Below are 25,671 nucleotides of genomic sequence, written 5' to 3'. Positions count from 1 at the left end.
TACAGCAAACAAGTAGAAAATTCTCTATGATAAAAGCAAAAGAGGATTTGTATATGAAAAAAATGGCAGAGCACCAAATTGTATCTATTTTAAAAGAAACTGAAGCCGGTATTCCGGTTAAAGAGCTTTGCCGAAAATATGCCATTTTATGAAGAGATAAATTGATACTTAGTATATTAATACTACTTAGCTAATCCGATCAGTGACAATTGCTCGCTTTGTCGGTATTATATTGGACATTTTTCTTATAATCGATTAGGTCTAGTGTGAATATTCAACAATTACTAACTCAACGCATTTCTCAAGCAATGATTATGGCCGGCGCAAATAGCGACTGTGACGCTTTAATCAAGCAATCAGCTAAAGTCCAGTTTGGTGACTATCAAGCTAATGGTATTATGGCTACCGCAAAAAAAATGGGGATGCCACCAAGAGCACTTGCTGAACAAGTACTGAAACATTTAGATATCGATGATATTGCTGACAAAGTGGAAATTGCCGGTCCGGGTTTTATCAATATTTTTCTTAAAGCTAGCTGGATTGCTGAGCAAAATGAAATTGCCTTAAACAGTGATAAACTCAATATCACCTTACCTGCCAAACCGCAAACCATTGTTATTGATTATTCGGCTCCGAACGTTGCTAAAGAGATGCATGTGGGTCATTTACGTTCAACTATCATTGGTGATGCTAGCGTTCGCGTATTAAGCTTTCTAGGTCATAATGTGATTCGGGCTAATCATGTTGGTGATTGGGGCACCCAATTTGGCATGCTAATTGCCTATCTTGAAAAGATGCAAAACGAACATGCTAACGATATGGAACTAGCAGACTTAGAATCCTTTTATCGTGCCGCTAAAAAACATTATGATGAAGATGAAGTCTTTGCCGAAAAAGCTCGTAATTATGTGGTGAAACTTCAAAGTGGTGATGAGTATTGTCGTACCATGTGGCGCAAACTGGTTGATATCACCATGACTCAAAATATCGCCACCTATAAGCGCTTAAATGTCACATTGTCGCTAAACGATACTATGGGAGAAAGTATTTATAATAGTATGCTCCCGGGTATTGTGGCCGATTTAAAACAAAAGAAACTAGCCGTTGAAAGTGACGGTGCCATTGTTGTCTTTTTAGATGAATTCAAAAATAAAGAAGGCGAACCAATGGGCGTAATCATTCAAAAACGTGATGGTGGTTACCTGTATGCCACCACCGATATTGCTTGCGTTAAATATCGTTATGAACAATTACATGCTGAACGTATTATTTATTATACTGATTCAAGACAACATCAACATTTAGAACAAGTATGGCTCATCGCCCACAAAGCGAAGTATGTACCAGAATCATTAAAACTAGAGCATCATATGTTCGGTATGATGTTAGGTAAAGATGGCAAGCCATTTAAAACCCGCTCAGGTGATACGGTTAAACTAAATGATTTGCTTGATGAAGCCACTGAACGAGCAACAGCATTAATTCGCGCTAAAAATCCGGAACTTACTAATAAAGAGTTGGCGCAAATAGTCGATGCGGTTGCTATTGGTGCAGTTAAGTATGCTGACCTATCTAAAAATCGCACTACCGATTATGTATTTGATTGGGATAACATGTTGTCATTTGAAGGGAATACCGCGCCTTATTTGCAATATGCTTATACTCGGGTATTATCGATATTTAAAAAAGCTGGTATTACTGACGATGATTTAACTGGCACAGTGAGCTTAGCTTCCGATAAAGAACGCGCATTAGCCACTCGCTTAATTCAATTTGATGAAACTATTGCAACCGTTGCCGCTGAAGGCACACCACATGTTTTATGTGCTTACCTGTATGATATTGCCACACTATTTTCAAGTTTTTATGAAAACTGCCCTATTTTGACTGCCGAGAACGACACTCTCAAAATGAGCCGTTTAAAACTCGCTTCATTAACCGCAAAAACGTTGAAAATTGGTTTAGAGATGCTCGGCATTAAAACGGTAGAAAAAATGTAAACATAAACGATCACCAATATTAACGGATATTGGTGATCAATTTATACTCAAACGTATGCCACTCCTGAAACATTTTTACAAGATATGATAAAATTTATTGTTCGTCACCAAAATAAACTCATGGCATTACTGCTATTATTGGTGGCAATGATCGCAATACGTTTATATCCGCATCAACCTTTATCCGAATCACTAACTTTTTCCAAACGCTATTACGATGATAATAATCATTTGATCCGCATGACTTTAGCTAAGGATGATCGTTACCGTTTGTGGACACCATTGGAAGAAATCTCACCTGAAATCATTAATGGCTTATTATTGCATGAAGATCAATGGTTTTATTACCATTTTGGTATTAACCCATTTAGTTTAACTCGCGCATTTTGGGCAACCTATATTGGCGGTGGCAATCGTCAAGGCGCTTCCACTATTACCATGCAACTTGCCCGTATGCATTGGCGATTAAATACTAAAACCATTGGCGGTAAATTACATCAAATCGCCAGAGCGATCCAGTTAGAACTAATGTACTCTAAACATGATATTTTAGAGGCTTATTTAAACTATGCCCCTTTTGGCCGGAATATTGAAAGTGTTGGCGCCGCATCTTATATTTACTTTAATAAACCCGCGTCACAAGTTAATCTACCTGAAGCATTAACTTTAGTTGTTTTACCACAATCCCCTACTTACCGAATTGACCGTAAAACCGGCATAGCCAGTGAAACACTCGTTAAAGCCAGAAATCAATTATTTGAACGTTGGCAAGAGCAATATGTGGTTGATAGTAATATCACTGCCCTTTTTTCACAAAAACTGATCTTACGTCAACCGGAACGATTACCTTTTATTGCGCCTCACTTTGTTAATCAAATAATTCAACAAAATAACAGTCAGGATGATGAAATCAAAACCACGCTGGACAGTAATCTGCAAAAAATTATATCACAGCAAGTCAGATTTTTTGTTGAACGCAATCGTTTAAAAGGGATTCAAAATGCTTCGGTGATCTTAGTCGATACCCAGACCATGAAAGTTAAAGCACTGATCGGCTCTGCAAACTATTTTGATAACATCATTCAAGGACAAGTTAATGGTACGCTTGCCAAACGTTCACCCGGCTCTACTCTCAAACCCTTTATTTATGCACTTGGTATTGATCAAGGCATTTTACATTCTCGAACTATTTTAAAAGATGTTGCCACCGATTTTGGTGCTTACACGCCCGAAAATTTCGACCGTAATTTTCGCGGACCAATTTCGGCTACTGATGCCTTAATTCATAGTCGCAACATTCCAGCAGTGACGATAGCATCTAAATTACAACATCCAACATTTTATCAATTTTTAATTAATGCTCATGTTCAAAAGCTTGCCGATGAATCACATTATGGTTTAGCTCTTGTTTTAGGTGGTGGGGAAATCACCGCCCAAGAACTGGTCGGGTTATATGCTATGCTGGCAAATCAAGGCAATTGGCAACCCCTGAAATTTGTTGAAACCAATGAACAATCCCAACCAGAAAATATATTAAGTCCACAAGCAGCATTTATGACCATAGATATGTTAAAACAAAATACGCGTCCACAAGATGTATTAAGCAAAATGCAAAAAAATATGATTCCGGTTGCATGGAAAACGGGCACATCCTGGGGATTTAGAGATGCTTGGACTGCTGGCATTTTCGGCAAATACGCTATGGTAGTTTGGCTAGGTAATTTTGATGGTAGTGGCAATAACGCTTTTGTTGGCGTTGATGCAGCAACACCCTTATTTTTTAATATTGTTGAGAGTATTAACGCTTATTACCCCAATTTACGTGAACCGGTTCGCCCGCTGCCAAGCAATTTAAAGCGTATTGATATCTGCTTAACGAGTGGCAATTTAATGACAAAATGGTGCAAAGCAAAAGGTAAAACCTGGTTTATTCCGGGCGTGTCACCAATCAAACCTGACACCATTTTCAGACCGGTTATGGTTGACAATCAAACCGGTAAGGCCGTTTGCCCACCTTATGATTTAACCACTTCTCATGTAGAGGTTTTTGAATTTTGGCCTTCTGATTTAGCCGCCATTTTTGCTAAAGCCGGTATACCCAAAAAAATGCCACCTACTACCAGTCATTGTGCCTCTGCGCAAAGTTATTTAGGTGAACCACCTAAAATAACCTCACCACTAAAAAATGTGATCTACCAATTTAGGCCTTCGAAGCAAAAGAATGAAAAAATCAGTTTTACAGCAACCAGTGATGGTGATGTCAAATCTCTCTATTGGTTTGTTAATGATAGTTTTATGGGACAAACTCCACCAAGGCAATCAATTGATTGGGTACCAACCGAAAGTGGCACATTCAAAATTTTAGTGCTTGATGATATGGGCAGAAGTGATTCGCGCAGTATAAAAGTAGATCTTATTAACCAATAAGTACAAACTAGCTATAGCAGTAACACTAATAACTAGCTAGTTTTGACGGTTATTTAATTATTAATTTACATCACTTGCTTAACAATACAAATATCTAAGCTATCAACATGATCTTTAGCAAATGAGGCAAATTGCATAAAATGAGGTGTTGCATTGTGAATGTCAATTGCTTGTTGTGATGCCCATGTTTCAATCACAACATACACACTTGGATTATCAACGCTTTGATTCAGTTCATAACGAACACAACCAGCTTCGGCACGGCTACCTTCGACTAGTTTTTTAAAAATAGGTTGGAAAGCGGCATCAAATTCTGGCTTAACTGTAATAGTAGCAATAATATTTAATTGACTCATAAAAACCTACCCTCTTTTAATAAAAACGACACAGTTTTAGTAGTATATACAGGGCAGATTTATTATGCCAATAATATCACGCTGTCATTTTACTAATCTCATTTTTGTGACAATCAATTATTAATAATAAATAATCAGTTATCATTTTCGGTACAACTTTTATTATTTTGAGTAATGATTAATGGTAGATTTTTAGTTTTGAAAATCTCAAAAATAATACTTTAACTATTTCATTTGTTTATAGATTTTTTCAATTTTAACGCTTGATATTAATATTAGTTTAGTTAGAATTCTCGCAGTTTATTTAGTAAATAACGAGTATTTGGCCATGTCAAAATATAAATCAGTAATCTTAAACCCTATTATTATTGGTGTTACCTTTGATCCTCCTTTTTAGGAGGATTTTTTTTATCTATTATTTTCAATGTTATAAACAATTCAATATGAACCAATCATAGAGGCACACTATGACAAGTAATAAAAAAATGTTATTAACTACTCGTGATCAAAGTTTAAAAAACTATTTAATGAATAAGATTAAAGAACACGGTGGTTGGGTAAATGCGCATATGCATGCTGACCGTGCTTTCACAATTAATGTGGATAGTTTCGATGTTTATCAAAAACAAACTTTAATTGAAAAATGGGATACGCTTGATAAAGTTAAAGCGGCCATGAGTGAAGATGATTATTACCGTCATTTTAGTATGGCAGTTGAACGCATGATTGAGCAAGGTGTGAGCGCTATGGGTTCATTTGTTGATATTGACCCTATTGCCCAAGAAAGAGCCATTAAAGGTGCATTAAGGGCACGCGAAACCTATAAAAACGATATTATTATCAAATTAGTTAATCAAACTTTAAAAGGTGTTATTGATAAACAAGCTCGTTATTGGTTTGATAAAGGTGCCGATCTAGTTGATATTATTGGAGGTTTACCGCGCCGTGATGAGCGCGATCATGGACCAGGCATGGGACTGAAACATTTAGATGTATTAATGCAAACAGGTAAATCGTTAGGCAAAATGGTACATGTTCATGTTGATCAGTTTAACTCGCAAGATGAAATTGAAACTGAGCAACTCACAGATAAAACGCTTGAACATGGTATGCATGGTCGAGTCGTTGCCATTCATAGTATTTCAATTACCGCCCACAGTTTAGCATATCGCCAACAACTCTATCAAAAAATGAAACAAGCACAAATGATGGTAATTGCCTGCCCTTTTGCTTGGATTGATAGCCCTCGCCGTGAAGAACAAGGTCCAACCCGTAATTCATTAACTCCAGTAGATGAATTAGCTGCTGCCGGAATTCCAGTTGCCATCGGCACAGATAATATTAGTGATTACATGCTACCTTTTTCAACCGGTAATATGTGGGAAGAGCTTAAATTGTTAGTGACAGGTTGCCGTTACACCGATCTGGACAACGTGGTTAATGTGGCAACAAAAAATGGACGAATGGTGTTAGGCATTGAGTAATTTATATTAAGGCTATCTACTTTATAATCAAACTACTTTGGTTTTAATCAGTAATTGATAAAAACTCCCAACTAATCATAAATGATGACCAGTTGGGATTATTTTTTATTATTCGTTATAATTTGTTTATTTCATCAACTAGCTTAGAAAATTCTGCTTGAAGTTCAGATTTTTGTTGTTCACGTGCTTCATTAGTAAGCATATATTTATCTCGCAAATAACCTTCACTATAGTCATGATATCTACTCGGTACATCGCCAGAATAACTATAATTAATTTGTGAAGACGTTTTTTCGACTTTGAATGAATGACTATAATTCAATAATCCACTGACTCTGATATCAGTAGTAATTGTGACACTATTCATTAACGTTTCGGTTTTGATGTTATATTTTTGTTCTTTTTCGGTTCTACTATCATTAGTTATTGATTTATCTCGATCTGCATAATTTTCAGATGAACTTATATCGATATAAATATCAGAACCTGAACCAACTGAAATATAATCATATATACGAACTACATCCCGAAAAATGTTCTCATATTCATAAGGACGAACAGCAACGCTAACTTTGCCTTTATGAGCATAATCAGCCGCTTTAATCGCAGCATCATGATAATTTCCATAAGGACGATAAACTTGTGCTGCCGCATTATAATTTTCTGCAGCTTGGCGATATTGAGCACGGCTGTTGGCATAACTAGCAATTTTTTCACCCAACTGATAAGACGATTTTGCCTCATTCATTCGGTATAATTTATCATAATAGCTAGCGAGTTTTTCACTATCTTTGTATTTTCCTAGAGGTTTATAAACTAAAGCGGCATTTTGAAAAGCTTCAGTTGCATTTTTATAAAATTGCATTCGAACAAAATTTTTACCTTGATCATAAAATTCCTTTGCTGCTAATTGCATATATTTGGTATTGTTTAATTTAAATAGCCTTGCAATATCTTTATAGTTATAAAAACTCAAACCTTTCTGATATAAATCAGCTTTCTTTTTATAATCTGCACTATCATGAGCTATTATTGAGTGACCTTGATCATAATACGCTTTTGCTATATTTTCGTTTAATTTTGTCGCAGTATATTTATTCAAAAAGAACCCAAGTTCCTGACTATAAAAATGATTACTTAAGCGTGCTCTCATTTCGGATAATTTATTGTTGGTCATAATGCGGCTATCAAAATCAGTTTTAGCTGTATTGGCTAAAACTGTTTCATAATAAACCATCACATTTTCAACAAGATCATGTAATTTTATGGCTTTATCTTGGTTAAATTTATCTGGTCCTGCTTGTTCTATATCTAAAGCTAATAAATGTATACTTTCTAAATAATTGCCTTGTGCGTAAGCTTCTTCTGAAGTTCGAGTGTGACAACAGCTCGCCAACAATAACATAAATAAAACTGCTATAACAATTCGCATAATATAACCTTTTAATAAAAAACAAGAATTAACCAATCTATTAATGATTAAGATTAGTAAGTAAATTATAAAATAACAGTATTTTCTTAACGTTTTGGGCTAAAGATAAAATTTATATTTATATTAACGCGGTAGCCCCCAATAAATTGATAATATTGGGGAAAGCTAACTATAGCCAAAAATCTAGCGTCTGGTTGGTTTTTTAGCGGTTGCTTGTCTTGAGGATTTTGTCAAATTGCTGATTCGAGCTCGTTTAGGTCGGCTAACACGTTGATTAGCTGATGAAGCAATGAAACTTTTCGCTTCTTTGGCAAGGCCGACCGTTTCACGCAAATAATTGACGGCATCAATGCCTAATTCCATCCAAGTTCCACGTGATAATCCCTTAGGTAAAGTAATATTACCATAACGGATACGTAGTAAGCGGCTGACTTGTATGTCGATAGCTTCCCATATTCTACGTACCTCACGATTACGCCCTTCTGTGATTACCACATTAAACCATTGATTGATACCATCACCCCCTTGTGCTTTGATAGACTTAAAAGCGGCTGGACCATCTTCTAATTGTACTCCTTTACGTAGCTGATTTAATTGTTGATCTGAAACTTTGCCAAATACCCGCACCGCATATTCACGTTCAATTTCATGCCGTGGATGCATAAGTCGATTAGCAAGCTCACCATCAGTGGTAAACAATAATAAACCAGAAGTATTAATATCTAGTCGTCCAATATTAACCCAACGGGCATTTTTTAAACGAGGCAAACGTTCAAAAACTGTTGCTCTACCTTGCGGATCGTTGCGAGAACAGATTTCACCTTCTGGCTTATAATAGGCTAAAACACGACAAATCTCTTTCTCTTTGCTTCTTAGTTGAATCAAATGACCATCAATGCGGATTTTAGGACTTGCATTCACATCTACGCGGTCACCTAGGGTAGCAATTTTACCATCAACACTTATTTTACCTGCCACAATCATTGCTTCAATTTCACGGCGAGATCCATTACCCAGATTAGCTAATACTTTTTGTAACTTTTCAGTATTATCAGTAACGGGAACTTTGCGCGAAATGGTTGCGGTTTGTTTAGTCGTTTTTAAAGCCTGTTTTGCACGACTTTGTTTAGGGATGCTTTTACCTGCTGCTGTTACTATTTCACGAGAAACAGATCTACTATTTTTCATATTATCCTCACTGTTACCTTCTCAGGTATCATTTTATTTATGCACAATTTCACTAATGCATCAATGATATATAGACTTTGATTATTCAAATGGCGTAGTATCACCACTACCATGACGAATAATATCAGGATAGTCATTGGTCAAATCAACAATAGTTGTTGGTTGCTGCCCAATGTATCCACCATGCACAATCGCATCAAGTTGATGGCCAATTTTATCTTCGATCTCATCAGGATCTGACTGCGCTTCATCATCATTAGGTAAGATTAAAGTTGTGGTCATCAATGGTTGCCCTAATAATTCGAGCAAAGCCAAATCAATTTTGTTATCTGGAATACGTAAACCAATGGTTTTACGTTTTTCATTCATCAAGCGCCGCGGTACCTCTTTACTTGCCTGTAAAATAAATACGTATTTACCGGGTGTATTATTTTTTAACAAACGAAAAGTTGTATTATCCACAAATGCATACGATGATAATTCTGACAAATCGCGACACATAAGCGTAAAATTGTGATGTTTATCAAGTTGCCGGATTTGGCAAATGCGATCAACACCATATTTATTATCCAACAAACAACCTAGTGAATACCCTGAATCGGTAGGAAAGGCAATCACACCGCCATCGTTTAATATTTTCACTACCTGATCTAATAGTCTAGTTTGCGGATTATCCGGATGAATATAAAATGTTTGGCTCATAATGTTCTTCTATATTAATATGCTATTTAAAAATACTATTTTCAGTATTGAATGTTATTGCATAAATAAAACTCAACCGAATGCGTCTCAAAACAATGCTAATTAAGTAACCAATTATGCCAAATGGGTATAACACTACCTGGCAATGGCGTAGTTTTACCCAAATCTAAATAGTTAACCAAATCATGAAAATCTGAACCTTGTGATGCCAGCAGCTCAAATTCATTAGCCAATTTAGCCAATTTTTGTAAATCATCTTGAGTTTGTCGACTTTGCGAAACTTCAATAGCATCACCACCACAAGCTTTAAAATCAGCCATTAGTAATTTCAATTTGGTTAGTGTTAAATCATAACGAGTTGGGTGTGCTAAAACAGCTTGCCCCCCAGCGGCATGAATGACATTGACCGCATCGCTAATACTACAGCATTGGTTAGCAACATAAGCATAACCACTTTTACCCAAATATTTTTTGAATGCTTGTTTAACATCTTTCACCCAACCTTTAGCTACCAAAAACCGGGCAAAGTGAGCTCGTGAAACAATATCACCTTTAGCAAACTGTTGCGCTTGTGCATAAGCATCTTCAATATGCAATTTTGCCAATTTTTCACTAATGGCAATGGCACGCTTAATTCGTTTTTGTTCTTGCGATAATAAAAGTGCTAATAATTCGGAATGTTCAATATCAATATTCAAGCCGACAATATGGATTTCATTATTTTTCCAAATCGTGGAAATCTCAACACCACATATGAGTTTTACTGGTAAATTCTCATCTTTAATGACATTCTGAGCTTCTGTGATGCCTTTAATTGTATCATGATCAGTAATAGCCAAAATATCAATTTGGTTGTTAACAGCTCGCCTAACAAGTTCACTCGGCGTTAAGATACCATCAGAAGCTGTGGTATGAGAATGTAAGTCAATGATCACTTTTTTCTCGAAAATTATTTTTAAACGTGTAATATACCACACAATTTGCATGACCACGAAAAGGTATATTATGAAAGATCAAATTCTCCTCGCTCAACAAGACACTCAAACCATTATTGAAGAATTGTTAGAAGATGGTAGCGATCCTCATGCGCTGTATTTAATTGAACATCATATTTCATCTGAACATTTTGACAAACTTGAAAAAGTTGCCGTCGAAGCTTATAAATTGGGTTATGAAGCAACTGATCCTGATGAAGATGTTGACGACTTTGGTAATGTAGTTATTGGTTTTGATATTGTCTGTGAAGTGCCACTCGATGCAGAATTGATTAATGCACAAATTGCTCAGATTATTACGCTTACTGAGCAATTTGGTGTTAATTATGACGGTTGGGGAACTTACTTTGAAGATGGCAGTGATGAACTTTATAATGATGAAAATCAAGATACAGAAACTATTCATTAAGCCTATAGAACAACCATTCATTTTTATTTATCATTACCATTCTTACCCATTTAATAATGGATAAGAATGGTTGTTTGATACAATTATTTTAATTGTTCAACCCGACTTGTTCTTTTTTGGTCAGGTGAAATACTACGAATTAATACCGTTTCTCCATTTGTAATGCTAACTGGATCATTATATCGGTTCCAACTCTTGCCATTATTGACTGAGTATTCAATGCTTAAACCCGGAAACACAATATTAGCCATTAATTTACCATTTTCTAATTTAGCGCCAGGTATAGGTAAACGATAACTTACCTTAGCTACATCTAATTTTTCAAGCTCTCGTTGCCCCACTAAATTAGCGAAACGATTCCAATCATCAAGCAGTTTTTTCTGGTCGACATAGTTTGTCTCACCTTGTTTATATTTAACGCCTTTCTTATAATCAGTTTCCCAATCAGCTTTATGCCATGCACGCTCGGCTATACTCAGTAAGCGAGGGAAAGCCATATAAGCCATTTTTTCATCGGTTCGAATATCTTCAGTCCATATTTGTGCAGACAAACCATATGTACCTGGCCAATTCATGGTACCTTCTGCTTCAAATACATCACCATTACGATCAAACGAAGTTTCAGCATTTTGTGGCAAATTATCAGGTGAAAAACTGAAAACTTTACGTTCATCATTAAAACGAGCCGCCCAATAATAACCACTTTCTAATGGGTTAACTTCATAAGGCATATCGAAATAAACATAGTCTGGATTAGAGATAATGACTTTATAACCTTTATTCGCCCATTCACTGGCTGAATCATACCCACCCCAGAATAGCGTATCCCAGAAATTAACGGTTACATCATCAGTTGCAAAAGATTTGGCATTTGGCGCAAATTTAACACCATCTTGCCAAGCTTGCATGCGGTTAATGCCATTATTTTTAATCATTTTACTTACTTCTACCGCAAAATAACTTGGCAAATGTTCAATATCTTCAACAATTCCTTTATTAATAAAAGTTTGGCAAGCTTGAGATTTAGCCCAAGGATGATCTTCAACACTTTGATCAATCAAACCTTTCCCTTCAGCTTTGGGTGAAGCATTGATATCTTGATAACCACCACCTAAATAAATATTTTTAGCCTCGTCACCGCCAAAATGCCACGTAGATAGTGGTTGGCCGGCTACTTGATGCATTTGCGCTATTTCAGTAATAATTTTATTAGCAAATTTTTTGGAAGAATCCAAACATGGATTTAAATAGCTTTGTCGATTATAAAATTGTACAGAGGTAGTATTCGAAGTATCGGTTGGATCAACTAATCTATATTCATTCGCTTCTTCTTTTTTACCTTCTGCCATTAAGCGATTATATCTAGCCTCCATAGACATTATTGCAGCTCTTGCATGGGCGGGCATGTCAATTTCAGGAATAACTTCTATAAAATGTGCTTTAGCGTATTTTACAATTTCAATATAATCATCACGCGTGAAATAACCAGTGCCATTCGTATTACTATCCGGGCCTGAACCTAACTGAGGTAAAAGGCATTGTTGCTCACTCAGGTCATGACAACGTTTACTGCCAACAGAGGTTAATTCAGGAAGTCCCGGAATTTCAATACGCCAACCTTCATCATCACTTAAATGAAAATGGAATTTATTCATTTTGTATTTTGACATGGTATCTAATAGCTGCAATACCGCCTTTTTGGTTTTAAAGTTACGTCCTGTATCAAGCATAATACCTCGGTATTCAAATCGAGGTTGATCTTCCGCTGAAAGTGTCGCTAGTTGATGTGTTCCATTTGCAGAAAGCATGGATAAAATCGATTGTACCCCATAAAAAATACCACTGTCATCATAGCCAATGATAGTTGCACCTTGCTGAGTGATATCAAGTTTATATGCACCATTAACCCCTTTATCAAAAGCACTTTTTTCAATTTTGCTTTCAATTTTAAAACCTTCCTTGGTAACTGGGATATTCAATTGCTTAAAGTGAGTTTTTAAGATATCTACACTTTCATTTTTGATATCATTCAACACTAAATTAACACCTTGATGATTAAGGGTAATATCTTCATTACCGACGGTTAACCTAGTAGGTGTTGGTAAAATTTGTCCTCGCAGAGAATGTGCATCGATTATGGTTATATCCGAATTACGTTGATAACGATTTTGCGGGGTCATTAAAATATTATGATCATTTGGTGAAATCTTCCATTGGTCACCAAGTGGAGAGACAAATGCTGATAAATTATCAGAACTTGTATTAGTATTAGCAATCACTTTTGCTTTTGCATCTGTAGAGGTGACATACCATCTTGGCATTACGTCACTTTGGCTAATTTGCCAATATTCACCAATGATAGGAATGGTTATGGTTTTATTTGCATCAAAACCAGTAAATTTTTCTGTCGGTTCTAATTTATGTAAATCGCCAGTAATATGCGTTATTTTAAACTGATCGTTATTGACCTTAAGAATCATTCTAATGTTATCAAAATAAATTGACCAATCTTTATTGTTAATTGCTGGACCACTGTTTTTGAGTGAAATGGTAGCTTTATTACACGAAGCCCAATCTGCACCTAATGCCGCACAATCCACCCCATTATTATTCGCACTATTACCAACTACTTTATAATTAACTTGTATTTGTGAACTTATCGCATCAACTACTTGTTGGGTGGCATTTGCTGATTGCATTACACTAAAACTCAATAATGAAGTTATTGCTGATGTCAGTATCGCTTTGTTAAACTTTTTCATGATGTTTACCTATTTTTGTTGACCATTGAATACAGTGAATGGGAGAGTAACAATAAATTTTATATCTCGTTCATCTTGGAAGATATTGCCATATCCGCCACCCCAGCTTGGAATATTAGTATGGTTGTTATATTTGGTATAATGTAATTGAAAAGAAGTATTTTTAGCCCAACTGCTTTGCACGGTGTAACCTAAATCAAAATTATAAGCAGATTCAATCAAACGTTTTTTCTGATTAAATTCTCGATTAGTACTTGGTTTAGCATCCCAGCCATAAGCATAAGAAGCCCCTGCTCTCCAACCAGTTAAATAGTGAGACAGATGACCTAAATCATATGTCACTTCAGCAAATGCCGCTTTTTCGCCATTAGCATTGAAGTCGGAACGTGAATTCCACCAAACATCTAAACGACCATTAGATGAGGCATAATCAGGCGTCATACGTTGTAAAAAAAAGCCTTGTTCACCTTCTGCTTTAACTGCCACACCTTCAAGGCGAAAACCAACCGGCCCAACTTGGTATCCTAACGTCATTGCTTGTAACCAGGCTAAACCATCATACACATCTTTACCGTGATGCGATTGATCTTTGGCTCCATAAAATTGATAACTCATGGTTAACGGATTATCAAAAACATCCATTTTATAAGATGCCTTAGCAAAATATTGATTCATATAGCTATGCGCTTGCCCAAAAGCACTTTCAAGTACTAGATCATTTTTAAAATCATACTTCAAACCAGCTGAATGCAAGTAATCAATTTTTTTACCTGCTCCCCACTGGCGGAATTCATAAAGACGTTTATACCAAGGTGCTTTATATTTATCTGCCCACATATAGGACATGGATAAGGCTCCAGCATTTTCAAAATCCAAAGTCGTGCCAAATTCAAGTCCATGATAAGTACCCGGTAACAAACTCCAATGCGGAGCAAGTAATGTTTGACCAGAAGGTTGAATATAACCAGCTTTAAGCCAAAATAGTTCGTCAACTTTAAAGTTAACCAAGGCTTTATACAAACTAAGGCCACTTACATCTTTCTTCCAATCTTCGTCCCAACGTGTTTTAGCACCACTAAAGCCAATTTCATTTGGATGTCCATTACCACCATTACTCACTTCCCAAGCACCATATTCACCTACTTCAATAGCCAACCTATCAGCAATAAATCCTGAACGAAAATCTAAGTTACTATTGAATGTTGATTGCCTGATATTACTTTCATATTTATGTTCATCGACATTTTTACGTTCACGGTCACGATTCCAAAAAAATACATTACCGGTTAATGAAGCATCATTTATAAAATTACTAACCTCAGTGGCATCAGCAGGAAAAACACAAGATAAAACTGATAAAGATAAAATAAGTTTAGTTAAAAGATTAACTGGACGCGGTATAACTTGCACATTATTAAAATTCATAATTATTTCCCTAACATTATTCTGTTTAACTGCTATTGAAATTCACTAATTTTTAACTTGTTTTAATGAACCAAAGATCAAATCAATTTTGATCTTAAACTTTTTAAGCCACACTACATTATTTTGGGGACATATTTCACACAGATAAATCTCAACAAATTTCAAAAAAAATTAGTCAAAAAATATTGCAAATATGTATTTTTATAATGCATAAACATATTTTAGTTAGCAAATTAAATGATCTAAATTCGTGATCAAAATCACCAAAAAAATAAATTATAATGTTATTTTCACTAAAATTTTGACCTCTTTTTTTAGTGTGAAAAATAATTTTGTGTTTTTATTTCACGGTTAAATAGCTATTGAGACTAAATTTTGATTAATTGAATTATTTTAGATTAGTGATAAAAAGCGAGAATAAAAAACAGAGAATTGTTTAAAATTCTCTGTTTTTATTTTGTTTGACAGGAATATACAATAATACCGTAAAGCTAATTACTTATATAAAAGGCCGTTAAGTAAGATAATCAATTAACTTTCAGTATCAATTTCAGCAAAACTTTTAACTAACTCATCAATTGCTTTCATTTGTGATAAAAACGGTTCAAGTTTAGCTAATGGTAACGCTGATGGCCCATCACATTTAGCCTGATTTGGATTGGGATGAGATTCTAAAAATAGTCCGGCTATTCCCACCGCCATACCAGAACGAGCAAGTTCGGTGACTTGACCACGACGCCCCCCCGATGCGGCCCCCATAGGATCGCGACATTGCAAAGCATGCGTTACATCAAAAATCACCGGTGAGCCATTACTGGCTTTTTTCATAATATTAAAACCGAGCATATCCACCACTAAATTGTCATAACCAAAGCAACTTCCGCGATCACATAAAATCACTTGATCATTACCAGCTTCTGCAAATTTTTCAACAATATTACCCATTTGACCTGGACTGACAAATTGAGGTTTTTTAACGTTAATCACCGCGCCGGTTTTAGCCATAGCAACGACTAAATCTGTTTGGCGTGCTAAAAATGCCGGTAATTGAATCACATCAACGACATCAGCAACCGGTTGACACTGTTCTTCAGTATGCACATCGGTTATGATTTTAATCCCAAATTGTTGTTTGAGTTCTTGAAAGATTTTCATACCTTCTTCTAAACCCGGACCGCGGTAAGAGTGGACAGATGAACGGTTGGCTTTATCAAAGGAAGCTTTAAAAATATAAGGAATCTTAAGTTTATTAGTTACCGTGACGTAATGTTCACAAATTTTCATGGCTAGATCGCGCGACTCAAGCACATTCATACCGCCAAATAATACAAATGGTAAATCATTGGCAACCGTGATATTACCAACTTTCACTTTTTTTTGTTGCATCATAAAATATATCCTAGTTAGGGTTTAAACCAACGACCAAGTGTCACACGATCATTACCACTATAGTCAGTAAAGGTTTCAACTAATTGAAATCCATGTTGTTTAAAAATCATCTGTACTGCCAGGCCTTGTTGCCAACCATGTTCAATCAGTAACCAACCATATTGATTTAAATGTTTGGTGGCGCCTTGAATAATTAATTTAATATCCGCTAAACCATCATCTTCTGATACCAATGCACTTCTTGGTTCATAACGGACATCACCTTGCGATAAATGAATATCAGTAGGTTCAATATAGGGTGGATTGCTGACAATCATGGAAAACTTGCGGCTTTTAATAGGTTTATACCAATCACCGTGTAAAAGGTAAACATTATTGGCGCCAATCTGAGTAGTATTTTGTTGGGCCAAAATTAGTGCATCTTTATTTTTTTCAATGCCAGTAAATAAACAATCCGGACGCTCAGTCGCCATCGCAATGGCAATGGCACCTGTGCCAGTACCCAGATCTAATACTTCACAGGGTGTTTTAGGTAAATACTCTAAGCCTAATTCAACTAATTTCTCGGTATCTGGCCTTGGAATCAAGGTCGCATTAGAAACTTTGAATTTCAACGACCAAAATTCTTTTTCGCCGGTAATATAGGCAATTGGTTCGCCATCTCTTCGTCGTTTTAAGTTGCTATCTAAAGCAATCAATTCTTCATCGGTTAGTAATGTCTCGCTAAATGCCATTAAAAATGTTCGGGTTTTATGAGTGACAAAACTTAGTAAAATCTCGGCATCGCGTTTTGGACTTTCACTATCGGTTAATATTTGTGATGCACTTTTGAGCCATTCTAAATAGGTCATTCGTCTTGTTCCGATAATGCCGCCAATTGATCTGCTTGATACTCTTGCACAATAGGATCGATTAACATTTCTAATTTACCTTCCATAACTTCATCTAAACGATAAATGGTCAAATTGATACGGTGATCAGTAACGCGACCTTGTGGATAATTATAAGTTCTAATTCGGTCAGAACGATCGCCTGAACCTAATAGGTTTCGTCTGGTAGATGCTTCTTCCTGTTGGCGCTTACGCATTTCGGCATCTTGAATACGCGCGGCTAAAACAGACATGGCTTTCGCTTTATTTTTATGTTGTGAGCGTTCATCTTGACACTCAACCACGATTCCGGTTGATAAATGGGTAATACGGATTGCAGAATCAGTCGTATTAACATGTTGACCACCAGCACCCGATGAACGATAAGTATCAATTTTCAAATCTGCCGGGTTAATTTCTGGCATTTCAGCCTCTGGCACTTCCGGCAACACCGCAACGGTACACGCTGAGGTGTGGATACGCCCTTGTGATTCTGTCTCTGGAACACGTTGAACACGGTGCCCACCTGATTCAAACTTTAAACTACCATATGCGCCATCACCAGTAACTAGCATTATTACTTCTTTATAACCACCATGTTCGCCGTCATTAGCACTCATAATTTCAACGCGCCAATTACGTGATTCAGCAAAGCGAGTATACATTCGGGCTAAATCACCAGCAAAAATAGCGGCTTCATCGCCACCGGTTCCGGCCCTTACTTCAACAAAACAGTTATAATCATCATTAGGATCTTTTGGTAATAACAAAACTTGTAACTGCTGTTCTTGCTGCTCAACTTGATTAAGCGCTTGATTAAGCTCTTCTTGTGCCATTTCACTCATTTCAGGATCTGACAACATCATTTTAGCGGTTTCAATATCTTCTTGAGTTTGCTTCCAGCTGGTAAAGCACTTCACTACGCCCGACAATTGCGAATACTCTTTTGAAAGAGTACGGAAACGATTTTGATCAGCGATAACTGAAGCGTCAGATAATAATGCTTGAACCTCTTCATAACGCTCTTGCAGAGTTTCTAACTTACTGATAATTGAAGGTTTCATAAATATCTATATTTTTAATAATGATTAATTGAATTTGCTGGGCATTATATACTTAATCACTTGCAAAATATAGTTGCGACTGATTGTCTGCTAGCAATTCCAGCTTAAACTAACTATAAATTTATTAAACTTATTGCAGTTGTAATCAGTGGTTAAAATAATATATTGCTTACAGTATTATATTGTTAACAAGAAATAATTTATTAATAAAATAGCTTTAGGATAGTTACATCAACTTTTGTCTGGAGTATATTTAATACATTTACGTAACATAATTGATATTACTCAACCAATTTAAAAGGATGCCAATATGAAGCAAACAATGTGGAAACTTAAAAACGCTATTAAGAATTATGCTTGGGGTAGCCTTGACAGCATGAGCTTATTATTTGGTATCAAAAATCCCAACCAGCAACCAATGGCCGAAATGTGGATGGGGGCTCATCCACTAGGGTGTTCTGTGGCGGTTACTACCGACGATCACAACATTAAACTAGATGAACTCATTGCAACAAATCCGTTAGCAACTTTAGGTGAAAACACTTTGGAACATTTTCATGGTCTGCCTTATTTATTCAAAATATTGGCCGCCAATAAAGCGTTATCAATCCAAGTTCATCCGACAAGAGCAAAAGCTAAGCTAGGCTTTGATAGAGAAAATAAGCTGGGCATTGATCTTAATTCCCCGCTGCGAAATTATAAAGATCCTAATCATAAACCTGAACTTATCTATGCCTTAACACCCTTTAAAGCCATGAATTCATTTCGACCGATTGATGAGATTATAACGTTGTTTGGCCAAGTCAATATCACAAGTATTAGCAATGAATTACAACAATTGCAACAAAACCGCAATCCGGATCAGTTAAAATCCTTCTTTCAAGCATTACTTTCCCTTTCATCCGAGCAAAAACAACAAGCGATTAGCCAATTGTTAGCTAGTATAAAATCACGTGCTGATGAACCCTATTTAACAGTGCAAACTTTAGCACAAGAATATCCCAACGATATTGGCATATTCATGCCTTTAATTCTAAATGTTATTGAATTGCAACCCGGTCAAGCTATGTTTTTATATGCGGAAACCCCACATGCTTATCTACAAGGCACTGGGTTAGAAGTTATGGCTAGTTCGGATAATGTATTAAGGGCGGGGTTGACGTCAAAACATATCGATATTCCTGAATTGATTAAAAATACTCATTTTAATAGTGTGCCATTACAACAACTCACCACTAAACCGATTATTAACCAAAATAAAACTGATTTCCCGATTCCGGTATCTGATTTTAAATTTGAAATTATTCAAAGTGATAATCAATCAAGATCTGAACCTGTCACCAGCCCACAGATTCTATTTTGTATACAAGGTGATATTACTATCAAAACACCAACACAATCATTAACACTAACCACTGGTGAATCAGCGTTTATCGCTTATGCTACCGAAAATTACAGTTATAATGGCACGGGTGTATTGGCTAAGGTGGCTAATTAAATATGCTAATAACTCATTAGAGCCTAATTTCATGAATTTATAATTTAGTGATAGCAACTAGTTGGAATCATTAGCCAACTCAAATGTTATCACTATTAAGATAGTAAGTTAAAACAGATAATAAGATTCGGTAATAGATCACCTTATATCGTTCAATACAATTTTAAGAAAGTCATCGCGAAAATAATTTGTCAACTCTGGATTCCAGCTTACACCAATTTCCCAGTTAATTTGGTTCTTAAATGGAATATGTAGTTTTACGCCATCTGGTAAAAAATGTTGCACACTTTGCGGCAAAAATGCAATTCCATTCCCGCCAGCAACTAACGCTAATAGAGTCGTCATATCTCCCATAATGGAAACTTGATTAGCTATTAATAGGTTATTTTGTAGATATAATTTTGTTTCCGCTGCTAGACATGGATTGGTTAAAGGATCTAACTGCAACAATGGATAAGCAGATAATATGTGTTGCATATCGGAAGGATCAATATCACATGTCGTTGGTACCGCCAAAACTAATACCTCTTCATGAATAACTTGCGACGCTAGATTTTTGGTTATTGGCATTCTGACAAATCCGGCATGTAAATTCCCTTCTTGCAACATTTTCATTTGTATACTAGAGGGCAGTTGATTAATTTCTACATCACATTCTGGATATTGTTGCCGAAATTGATTTACCCATTGTGGAACATTTTGAAATGAAGAAATGCCAAATCCTATCAATAGTTTTTCATGTTTCGGGTTATTCAATTGTTTAGCATAATTTAAGAATTCAACATGAGATTGTAAAATTTCATTAGCCTTTGGGTAAAGTTGCTCCCCAAATGCAGTTAAAGTGGCACCGTGACGACCACGTAAAAAAAGCTGTCCATTAGTCAATTTTTCTAGTGTCTTTATCTGCTTCGATAACGCCGGTTGTGTTAAAAACAGCGATTTAGCAGCATTTGTGTAATTGCCCTTTTTCACCAACGTAACAAAAGCGTTTAGAAGTTTTATATCTATTCCTTTCATTTATAGATTCCAGAAAAAAATTGAATTATACAGCTACTAATAACCAACATATCATACCATTTAAAATCTATAAAGATAACAAGTCTTTTGCTGTTTTGCTGGCATAGGATTGTTTTTCATAACAATTGATAATCAAATTAACGTAATTTAAGCAATACCAGAAAATATTGTGTAATCAGTTGAAATTCTCGAAAGATCAATAATGTATAAAATAAGGATAGTATAAATGAATAATCATATACCTAAAATTGCGGCAGTGTTGTTTGATATGGATGGCGTACTTATTGATTCTAATGCTGTCATAGAACAAGCTTGGTTAGAAGCAGCTCAAATGTATGGTATAACAATATCAGAACAAGATATGCTGCAACATATTCATGGGCAACCCGGGCCACATACTATCCGTGCACTTTTTGCTGATCTGCCCATAGATGATCAGCAGAAAGTTCAAGCTCACATTATTGATTGTGAAAATACGGCAACCTATGATCCAATTCCCGGAGTGGCACAGTTAATCACCGCACTCCATGCAGCCAACATTCATGTTGGGATTGTAACCAGTGGCTGGCGCGAAAAAGTTGATCGGGTAACAACCATGCTCGGCGTTGATAAATATATTTCGGTTATTGTTGAACGTGATGATGTGAGTCGTGGAAAACCATTCCCTGACCCTTATATTTTAGCGGCAAAGCGTTTACATCTACCGTCAGAACAAACTTTAGTCTTTGAAGACTCACCTAGTGGCGTAACTTCGGCAGTTGCAGCTGGAGCATTTTGTATTGGCATTGGTAACACTGCATTAGTCGAATGTGGCGCAAAGCTAACAATACCTGATTTTACTGGCGTTAGTATCAACAGGCAGTCAGATGGCGAGATTATTATTACTTTTAATACTAATCATCACACGTTAGTCATGCAAAAATCGACTTATCCTCGCCAAAAAAGTAGACAGAAGTCTCTACTATGATATAAATAACAATTATAAGCGAAAACAGCATGGTCAAAAAATTTAGTCTTGAATTCAAACAACCTTCCGTTGATTATCTATTCACAAATGCACACCATTCAATAAGTGAGCTAACCAACCATCTTGGCGTAGGTAAATCAACCCTAAATGAGTAAGGTAACTTGCCCCAATAAAACTAGTTGCCGTAAATTAACGCCAGAGCAACAACGGATTATTGTGCTTGGTTAAAACGACCAAGTAAATCAACAACACTGACCAAGCATATTAACAAGCAGTATTGGTATCATAAAGCTCGTTTAGGTGCACCGAGCTTAGTTCATGATGTGAGGAATAAAGGGGGTTCACGTCTGAGAAAAAACGATAAGTCGTGTTTTACAACACTTAGGGTTACGCAGTAACGCTGCACAAAAATTCATGATTGTTACTACCAAACGAGGGAGGAAGCAATCTTAACAATCATTCCAACTTTTATCATCCTTATCTATCCGTTATATTAATCCCCCGGGGAACAGGGTTATCCAGCGGCAATGACGTGTTTTTCAAACGGGGACTTGCTGAGTGTCTGTAGTAAAAATCAGAGTTTGCAGGTATCCTGCCGGATGATGATGCAGCTGGGCATAATTCGCGGCTTGACGCTTGACAAGCTGGCCAGTATTAAAGCCAGCCTGTTTCAGCCACTTGTCGGGCAATATTTCGACAATAATACCAGATTACATTAGAATACGTTCAGGTAGATGGTGGCCGATTATGCATAAGCTGGGACCAGAATGGCATGAGTATCCTCATATAGACATAAATAGAGGGGCAGATGGTGCAAAAGATATTGTTCATATAGCGATAGGAAAGTGATATGAAATACACTAAAGATGAATATATTAGGTTAGGGCGAACTTTACAGAAAGAAGTAGCAGAAGATTTATCAGATAATGTTATTCAGTTCACTTTTGTTGCTGTAACATTTAAAGAAGGAAAATATAAATCTTTCTATCAAATAACCAAATGTTATGACTTAAATCCATTTGATACGGAGACTGTTATTCATGATATACGTTGTTTTGAAAAGTATGAAAAAATGTCTGAGTATTTAATATCACTCGGTTTTTCAATTAATGAATTACTGCCTGCGAAAGGACAAAAAATCAAGTTCTAACTTGTTATTAAAATATGTGCCAGCCAGCGAATGGTGGCGTGTTCATCAAACGGGGGGACTGAGTTGCTGTAATAAAAACCACAGTTTGCAGTTATCCTGCCGGGTGATGATGCAGCCGGGCATAATGCGCTGCTTGGCAGGCTAGTCGGTGTTAAATCCTGCTTCATTCGCCACTTGTCAGGTAATATTTCGACAATAATATCAGGTAACATTATAATATGTTCTGGTATTATTCTCCACAAACAGGCTGATTTACCCAGCCTAATCCGATAGGACTGGTGGATGATTTAATCTTTACCAGTATGCACCTAATCCGCTAGGGTGGATGGCCCCTTGGGGATGGATTTGTTGGTCAACAGTTAGGAAAAATTTCTGGAAAAATGAAGCAAAGGTTAATGGAAGTAAATATTCACCGAGGAACCAAGCCCGGATGGCTAGAGGTCTTGCGCCTAAGATGAAAATTCAAGTTTATTACCCAAGAAAACGTAAGCTTGAGATAAAAAATGAACCAATGGAAATCCATCATAAATACTTGCCTCAGCGAGGAGGTTCTCAAAAAACGCATGAAATATGGAATCTTGAAAAAGCTACGCCTTGGGGGCATGCTTCTATGGATCCATATCGTCATACTGGATTCAATCTATTTAAAATAATTAAAGGTACAAATTCATGGTAACAACGAATGATGTAAGAAATTTTGTTAAATCAGAAAGTTATATCAATTTATTGAACAGAACTATCTTGACTTTACAGTTGGATTTTAGCGATGAAGAGCCAGAAAGCCAAATGTTTAATATTGATGCTGGTATGATAAATAAATCTAATATTGGACTGGATAAATTATTGACACTCTGTGTAGAGGATGTTGATAAATTAATTAGATATGTTGAACTAAAATTATTAAATATAGAAGATGACGTTGATGAATATAATGAGGATGAAGAAGATAAGGATGTTTTAATAGAAAGATCACCTTTTTATAAAACTTTTTTAATTAGTTATCTCATTGAATACTTTTTTTTGAAAAACGATCCAAAAGGATTAGATGGTTATTTAAAAGCTTTACGAATTCCTAGTTACAAAAAATATGCCTCTGAACTAAAAGATATTTATGGTCAACTTTAATAGTCCAAAGCCGGAAAGTTCTTTTTAGACTTTCCGGTTTTCATCATCTTTACCTACAGATCAATTTAATGAGCAAGGTGAGATTGTCTGGCGAGCCAACTACAGGTATCAAAATCATCTAAAGTTTATTATCCTGACGGAACAACAAAATCTACAGATATAGTAAGAGTTATAATCAGTGAGAAACAGCTTATCCGTATATAATAGGTGATTAAATATGTATATATGTTTTGAAGTTAAGAATAAAGAAACGCTAGGTGATATCGATGAATATTTAGATGAAGAACTTACTCCATTCCAATATTCTTTGGAAGAGTTAAGTCGTTATATTGATGGTGAAATAACTATAGAGTTAGATAAACAACATTTAATATATCTTGATCTTTATTCTGATTTTTCTTTGAATCTTGATGAAATTATTATTTTTATTCATAGAGTTAAATCTAGTTGGGTTGGTGAAGATTATATTTGGTTTTGTGAGCAAGGCCGTGATATTTATTTATATTATAATGTTAATGATGCAGAAGTTAATCTGTCATATACAAAAGGTAAGGAGAGCGATAAAGGGAAAGAAAGAAAGTTATCGCCTGATTTTAACGTAAAAGTTTCCAAGCTAGAATTTATAAATGAATGGAAAAAAGTTTTTCAGAAGTTATCAGAACTTTTTGAAGAAAAACTTAATAAAAAAATAGAAATACCATTTTAATATAGTTATAATCGGAAAAAATCTTAATGAATAGATTAATTGCTGCAATTGAACATGGGAAAGTCAGAGGTTTTGAAGAAATCAAAATAATAAATGGAGAAAGATATTATTATCAATATGCTTTAAAAAAAATTAATGGTAATTATATGACTTATTTATTTTTTATTCTTGAGTCTAAAATGGATTCTATAGAAGATTATGGCAATGAAGGAATATATACATTTGATAACTTAAATGATGCTTTTGATTATTTTAACAAAATTGGAATCAATCCTGCCTTTTTTAAAGGAATGAGAGGTACTTTACCTTTTTAAATATTGAGTTTAGTTAAAAAGCTCTTTTTTAAATTTTTCCTATTGTTATTATTCTTAAATATCAGTCATTCACAAGAACAATATGAACAACAGTATTACCAAAACAACAAGATTATAAAGGTAAGTACTATCTGATATTTCGGCGAGGATCAGTGTAGTTCAACTTTTTTAAGATCAGCATCTGACATCCCTTTTGCTAACTAAATATTTCTATTTTTTAGGATTGTCGTAATTTGCATTATTTCTGGGTTAAACATGCTAATATCCCAAATATCTAATAATGTAGATTTATCTTTTTACCTCTGTTTAATAAGCTTCAAAGAACAAAAATCCCGTCCTTGAATTCAAATACTAAGTGCGAATCTTAACTAAAATAATGGTGACAATAAAAA

The 25,671-nt window shown here is 35.6% G+C and carries 23 protein-coding genes; 11 read left to right on the top strand and 12 right to left on the bottom strand.

Translation table 11 applies throughout. The features are described 5' to 3' along the window. Positions 1-266 precede the first annotated feature (266 nt). Complete coding sequence (gene argS, locus Q0K76_RS11450) at positions 267-2,000, top strand: arginine--tRNA ligase (protein ID WP_294615804.1); 1,734 nt, start codon at positions 267-269, stop codon at positions 1,998-2,000. 84 nt (positions 2,001-2,084) lie between these two features. Further along, positions 2,085-4,427 carry a penicillin-binding protein 1C gene (pbpC, locus tag Q0K76_RS11445; protein WP_294615802.1) on the top strand — a complete coding sequence of 781 codons (2,343 nt, stop codon included), beginning with the start codon at positions 2,085-2,087 and terminating at the stop codon, positions 4,425-4,427. Positions 4,428-4,492: 65 nt separating this feature from the next. Here the strand turns inward: pbpC and Q0K76_RS11440 are convergent, their stop codons facing one another. Beyond that, positions 4,493-4,783 (bottom strand): putative quinol monooxygenase, encoded by a 291-nt coding sequence (locus Q0K76_RS11440; RefSeq protein WP_294615801.1) that lies wholly within the window; start codon positions 4,781-4,783, stop codon positions 4,493-4,495. Positions 4,784-5,250: 467 nt separating this feature from the next. Between Q0K76_RS11440 and Q0K76_RS11435 the strand changes: the two genes are divergently transcribed. After that, on the top strand, positions 5,251-6,267 hold the full coding sequence (locus Q0K76_RS11435; RefSeq protein ID WP_294615799.1) for an amidohydrolase family protein: 1,017 nt from the start codon (positions 5,251-5,253) through the stop codon (positions 6,265-6,267). Positions 6,268-6,382: 115 nt separating this feature from the next. Here the strand turns inward: Q0K76_RS11435 and Q0K76_RS11430 are convergent, their stop codons facing one another. The 4 genes from Q0K76_RS11430 to Q0K76_RS11415 all read right to left on the bottom strand — a co-directional run bounded on the left by Q0K76_RS11430 (position 6,383) and on the right by Q0K76_RS11415 (position 10,566). Then, a complete protein-coding gene (locus Q0K76_RS11430; RefSeq protein WP_294615797.1) occupies positions 6,383-7,699 on the bottom strand; it encodes a hypothetical protein in 1,317 nt (438 codons plus the stop codon). A gap of 183 nt (positions 7,700-7,882) precedes the next feature. After that, complete coding sequence (rluB, locus tag Q0K76_RS11425) at positions 7,883-8,887, bottom strand: 23S rRNA pseudouridine(2605) synthase RluB (RefSeq protein ID WP_294615795.1); 1,005 nt, start codon at positions 8,885-8,887, stop codon at positions 7,883-7,885. An 81-nt stretch (positions 8,888-8,968) separates the two neighbouring features. After that, positions 8,969-9,589 (bottom strand): L-threonylcarbamoyladenylate synthase, encoded by a 621-nt coding sequence (locus Q0K76_RS11420; RefSeq protein WP_294615793.1) that lies wholly within the window; start codon positions 9,587-9,589, stop codon positions 8,969-8,971. 98 nt (positions 9,590-9,687) lie between these two features. Next, positions 9,688-10,566 (bottom strand): PHP domain-containing protein, encoded by an 879-nt coding sequence (locus tag Q0K76_RS11415; RefSeq protein ID WP_294615792.1) that lies wholly within the window; start codon positions 10,564-10,566, stop codon positions 9,688-9,690. Between the two features lie 28 nt (positions 10,567-10,594). Here Q0K76_RS11415 and rraB point away from each other — a divergent pair, with 28 nt between their 5' ends. Then, the gene (gene rraB, locus Q0K76_RS11410) at positions 10,595-10,993 is read left to right on the top strand and encodes a ribonuclease E inhibitor RraB (protein WP_294615790.1); all 399 of its coding nucleotides are present in this window, start codon (positions 10,595-10,597) and stop codon (positions 10,991-10,993) included. 83 nt (positions 10,994-11,076) lie between these two features. On the opposite strand, the gene Q0K76_RS11405 is transcribed toward rraB, so the two are convergent. From Q0K76_RS11405 to prfA, 5 genes are all read right to left on the bottom strand, one after another. Then, on the bottom strand, positions 11,077-13,755 hold the full coding sequence (locus tag Q0K76_RS11405; RefSeq protein WP_294615788.1) for a beta-N-acetylhexosaminidase: 2,679 nt from the start codon (positions 13,753-13,755) through the stop codon (positions 11,077-11,079). Positions 13,756-13,764: 9 nt separating this feature from the next. Then, on the bottom strand, positions 13,765-15,180 hold the full coding sequence (locus Q0K76_RS11400; RefSeq protein ID WP_294615786.1) for an OprD family outer membrane porin: 1,416 nt from the start codon (positions 15,178-15,180) through the stop codon (positions 13,765-13,767). A gap of 531 nt (positions 15,181-15,711) precedes the next feature. Next, a complete protein-coding gene (gene kdsA, locus Q0K76_RS11395; RefSeq protein ID WP_363322487.1) occupies positions 15,712-16,566 on the bottom strand; it encodes a 3-deoxy-8-phosphooctulonate synthase in 855 nt (284 codons plus the stop codon). A gap of 17 nt (positions 16,567-16,583) precedes the next feature. After that, positions 16,584-17,420, bottom strand: a complete 837-nt coding sequence (prmC, locus tag Q0K76_RS11390; RefSeq protein ID WP_294615782.1) for a peptide chain release factor N(5)-glutamine methyltransferase — start codon at positions 17,418-17,420, stop codon at positions 16,584-16,586. Beyond that, positions 17,417-18,502, bottom strand: a complete 1,086-nt coding sequence (gene prfA, locus Q0K76_RS11385) for a peptide chain release factor 1 (protein WP_294615780.1) — start codon at positions 18,500-18,502, stop codon at positions 17,417-17,419. Before prfA ends, prmC begins: the two co-directional genes overlap by 4 nt. Before the next feature lie 310 nt (positions 18,503-18,812). Here prfA and manA point away from each other — a divergent pair, with 310 nt between their 5' ends. Continuing rightward, positions 18,813-20,000, top strand: coding sequence for a mannose-6-phosphate isomerase, class I (manA, locus tag Q0K76_RS11380; protein ID WP_294615779.1), 1,188 nt, complete (start codon positions 18,813-18,815; stop codon positions 19,998-20,000). A 138-nt stretch (positions 20,001-20,138) separates the two neighbouring features. On the opposite strand, the gene Q0K76_RS11375 is transcribed toward manA, so the two are convergent. Continuing rightward, entirely contained in the window at positions 20,139-21,017 is an 879-nt protein-coding gene (locus Q0K76_RS11375; RefSeq protein WP_294615778.1) for a LysR family transcriptional regulator, read from the bottom strand. A gap of 226 nt (positions 21,018-21,243) precedes the next feature. On the opposite strand from Q0K76_RS11375, the gene Q0K76_RS11370 reads away from it, so the two are divergent. Together Q0K76_RS11370 and Q0K76_RS11365 are read left to right on the top strand one after the other, a co-directional pair. After that, a complete protein-coding gene (locus Q0K76_RS11370; protein WP_294615776.1) occupies positions 21,244-21,984 on the top strand; it encodes an HAD family phosphatase in 741 nt (246 codons plus the stop codon). Between the two features lie 850 nt (positions 21,985-22,834). Further along, entirely contained in the window at positions 22,835-23,134 is a 300-nt protein-coding gene (locus tag Q0K76_RS11365; RefSeq protein ID WP_294615774.1) for a hypothetical protein, read from the top strand. Here the strand turns inward: Q0K76_RS11365 and Q0K76_RS11360 are convergent. After that, entirely contained in the window at positions 23,131-23,376 is a 246-nt protein-coding gene (locus Q0K76_RS11360; protein WP_294615772.1) for a hypothetical protein, read from the bottom strand. The genes Q0K76_RS11365 and Q0K76_RS11360 overlap by 4 nt on opposite strands. 83 nt (positions 23,377-23,459) lie before the next feature. On the opposite strand from Q0K76_RS11360, the gene Q0K76_RS11355 reads away from it, so the two are divergent. From Q0K76_RS11355 to Q0K76_RS11340, 4 genes are all read left to right on the top strand, one after another. Next, a complete protein-coding gene (locus Q0K76_RS11355; protein WP_294615770.1) occupies positions 23,460-23,810 on the top strand; it encodes a hypothetical protein in 351 nt (116 codons plus the stop codon). After that, positions 23,804-24,259 (top strand): hypothetical protein, encoded by a 456-nt coding sequence (locus Q0K76_RS11350; protein ID WP_294615768.1) that lies wholly within the window; start codon positions 23,804-23,806, stop codon positions 24,257-24,259. The genes Q0K76_RS11355 and Q0K76_RS11350 overlap by 7 nt, the downstream gene beginning before the upstream one ends. 217 nt (positions 24,260-24,476) lie before the next feature. After that, positions 24,477-24,965, top strand: coding sequence for a hypothetical protein (locus Q0K76_RS11345; RefSeq protein WP_294615765.1), 489 nt, complete (start codon positions 24,477-24,479; stop codon positions 24,963-24,965). A gap of 26 nt (positions 24,966-24,991) precedes the next feature. Next, on the top strand, positions 24,992-25,279 hold the full coding sequence (locus tag Q0K76_RS11340) for a hypothetical protein (protein WP_294615763.1): 288 nt from the start codon (positions 24,992-24,994) through the stop codon (positions 25,277-25,279). Positions 25,280-25,671 lie beyond the last annotated feature (392 nt).

Source organism: uncultured Gilliamella sp. (assembly GCA_945271295.1).
Taxonomy (GTDB): Bacteria; Pseudomonadota; Gammaproteobacteria; order Enterobacterales; family Orbaceae; genus Gilliamella.
This window is presented reverse-complemented; position numbering and strand designations above follow the sequence as displayed.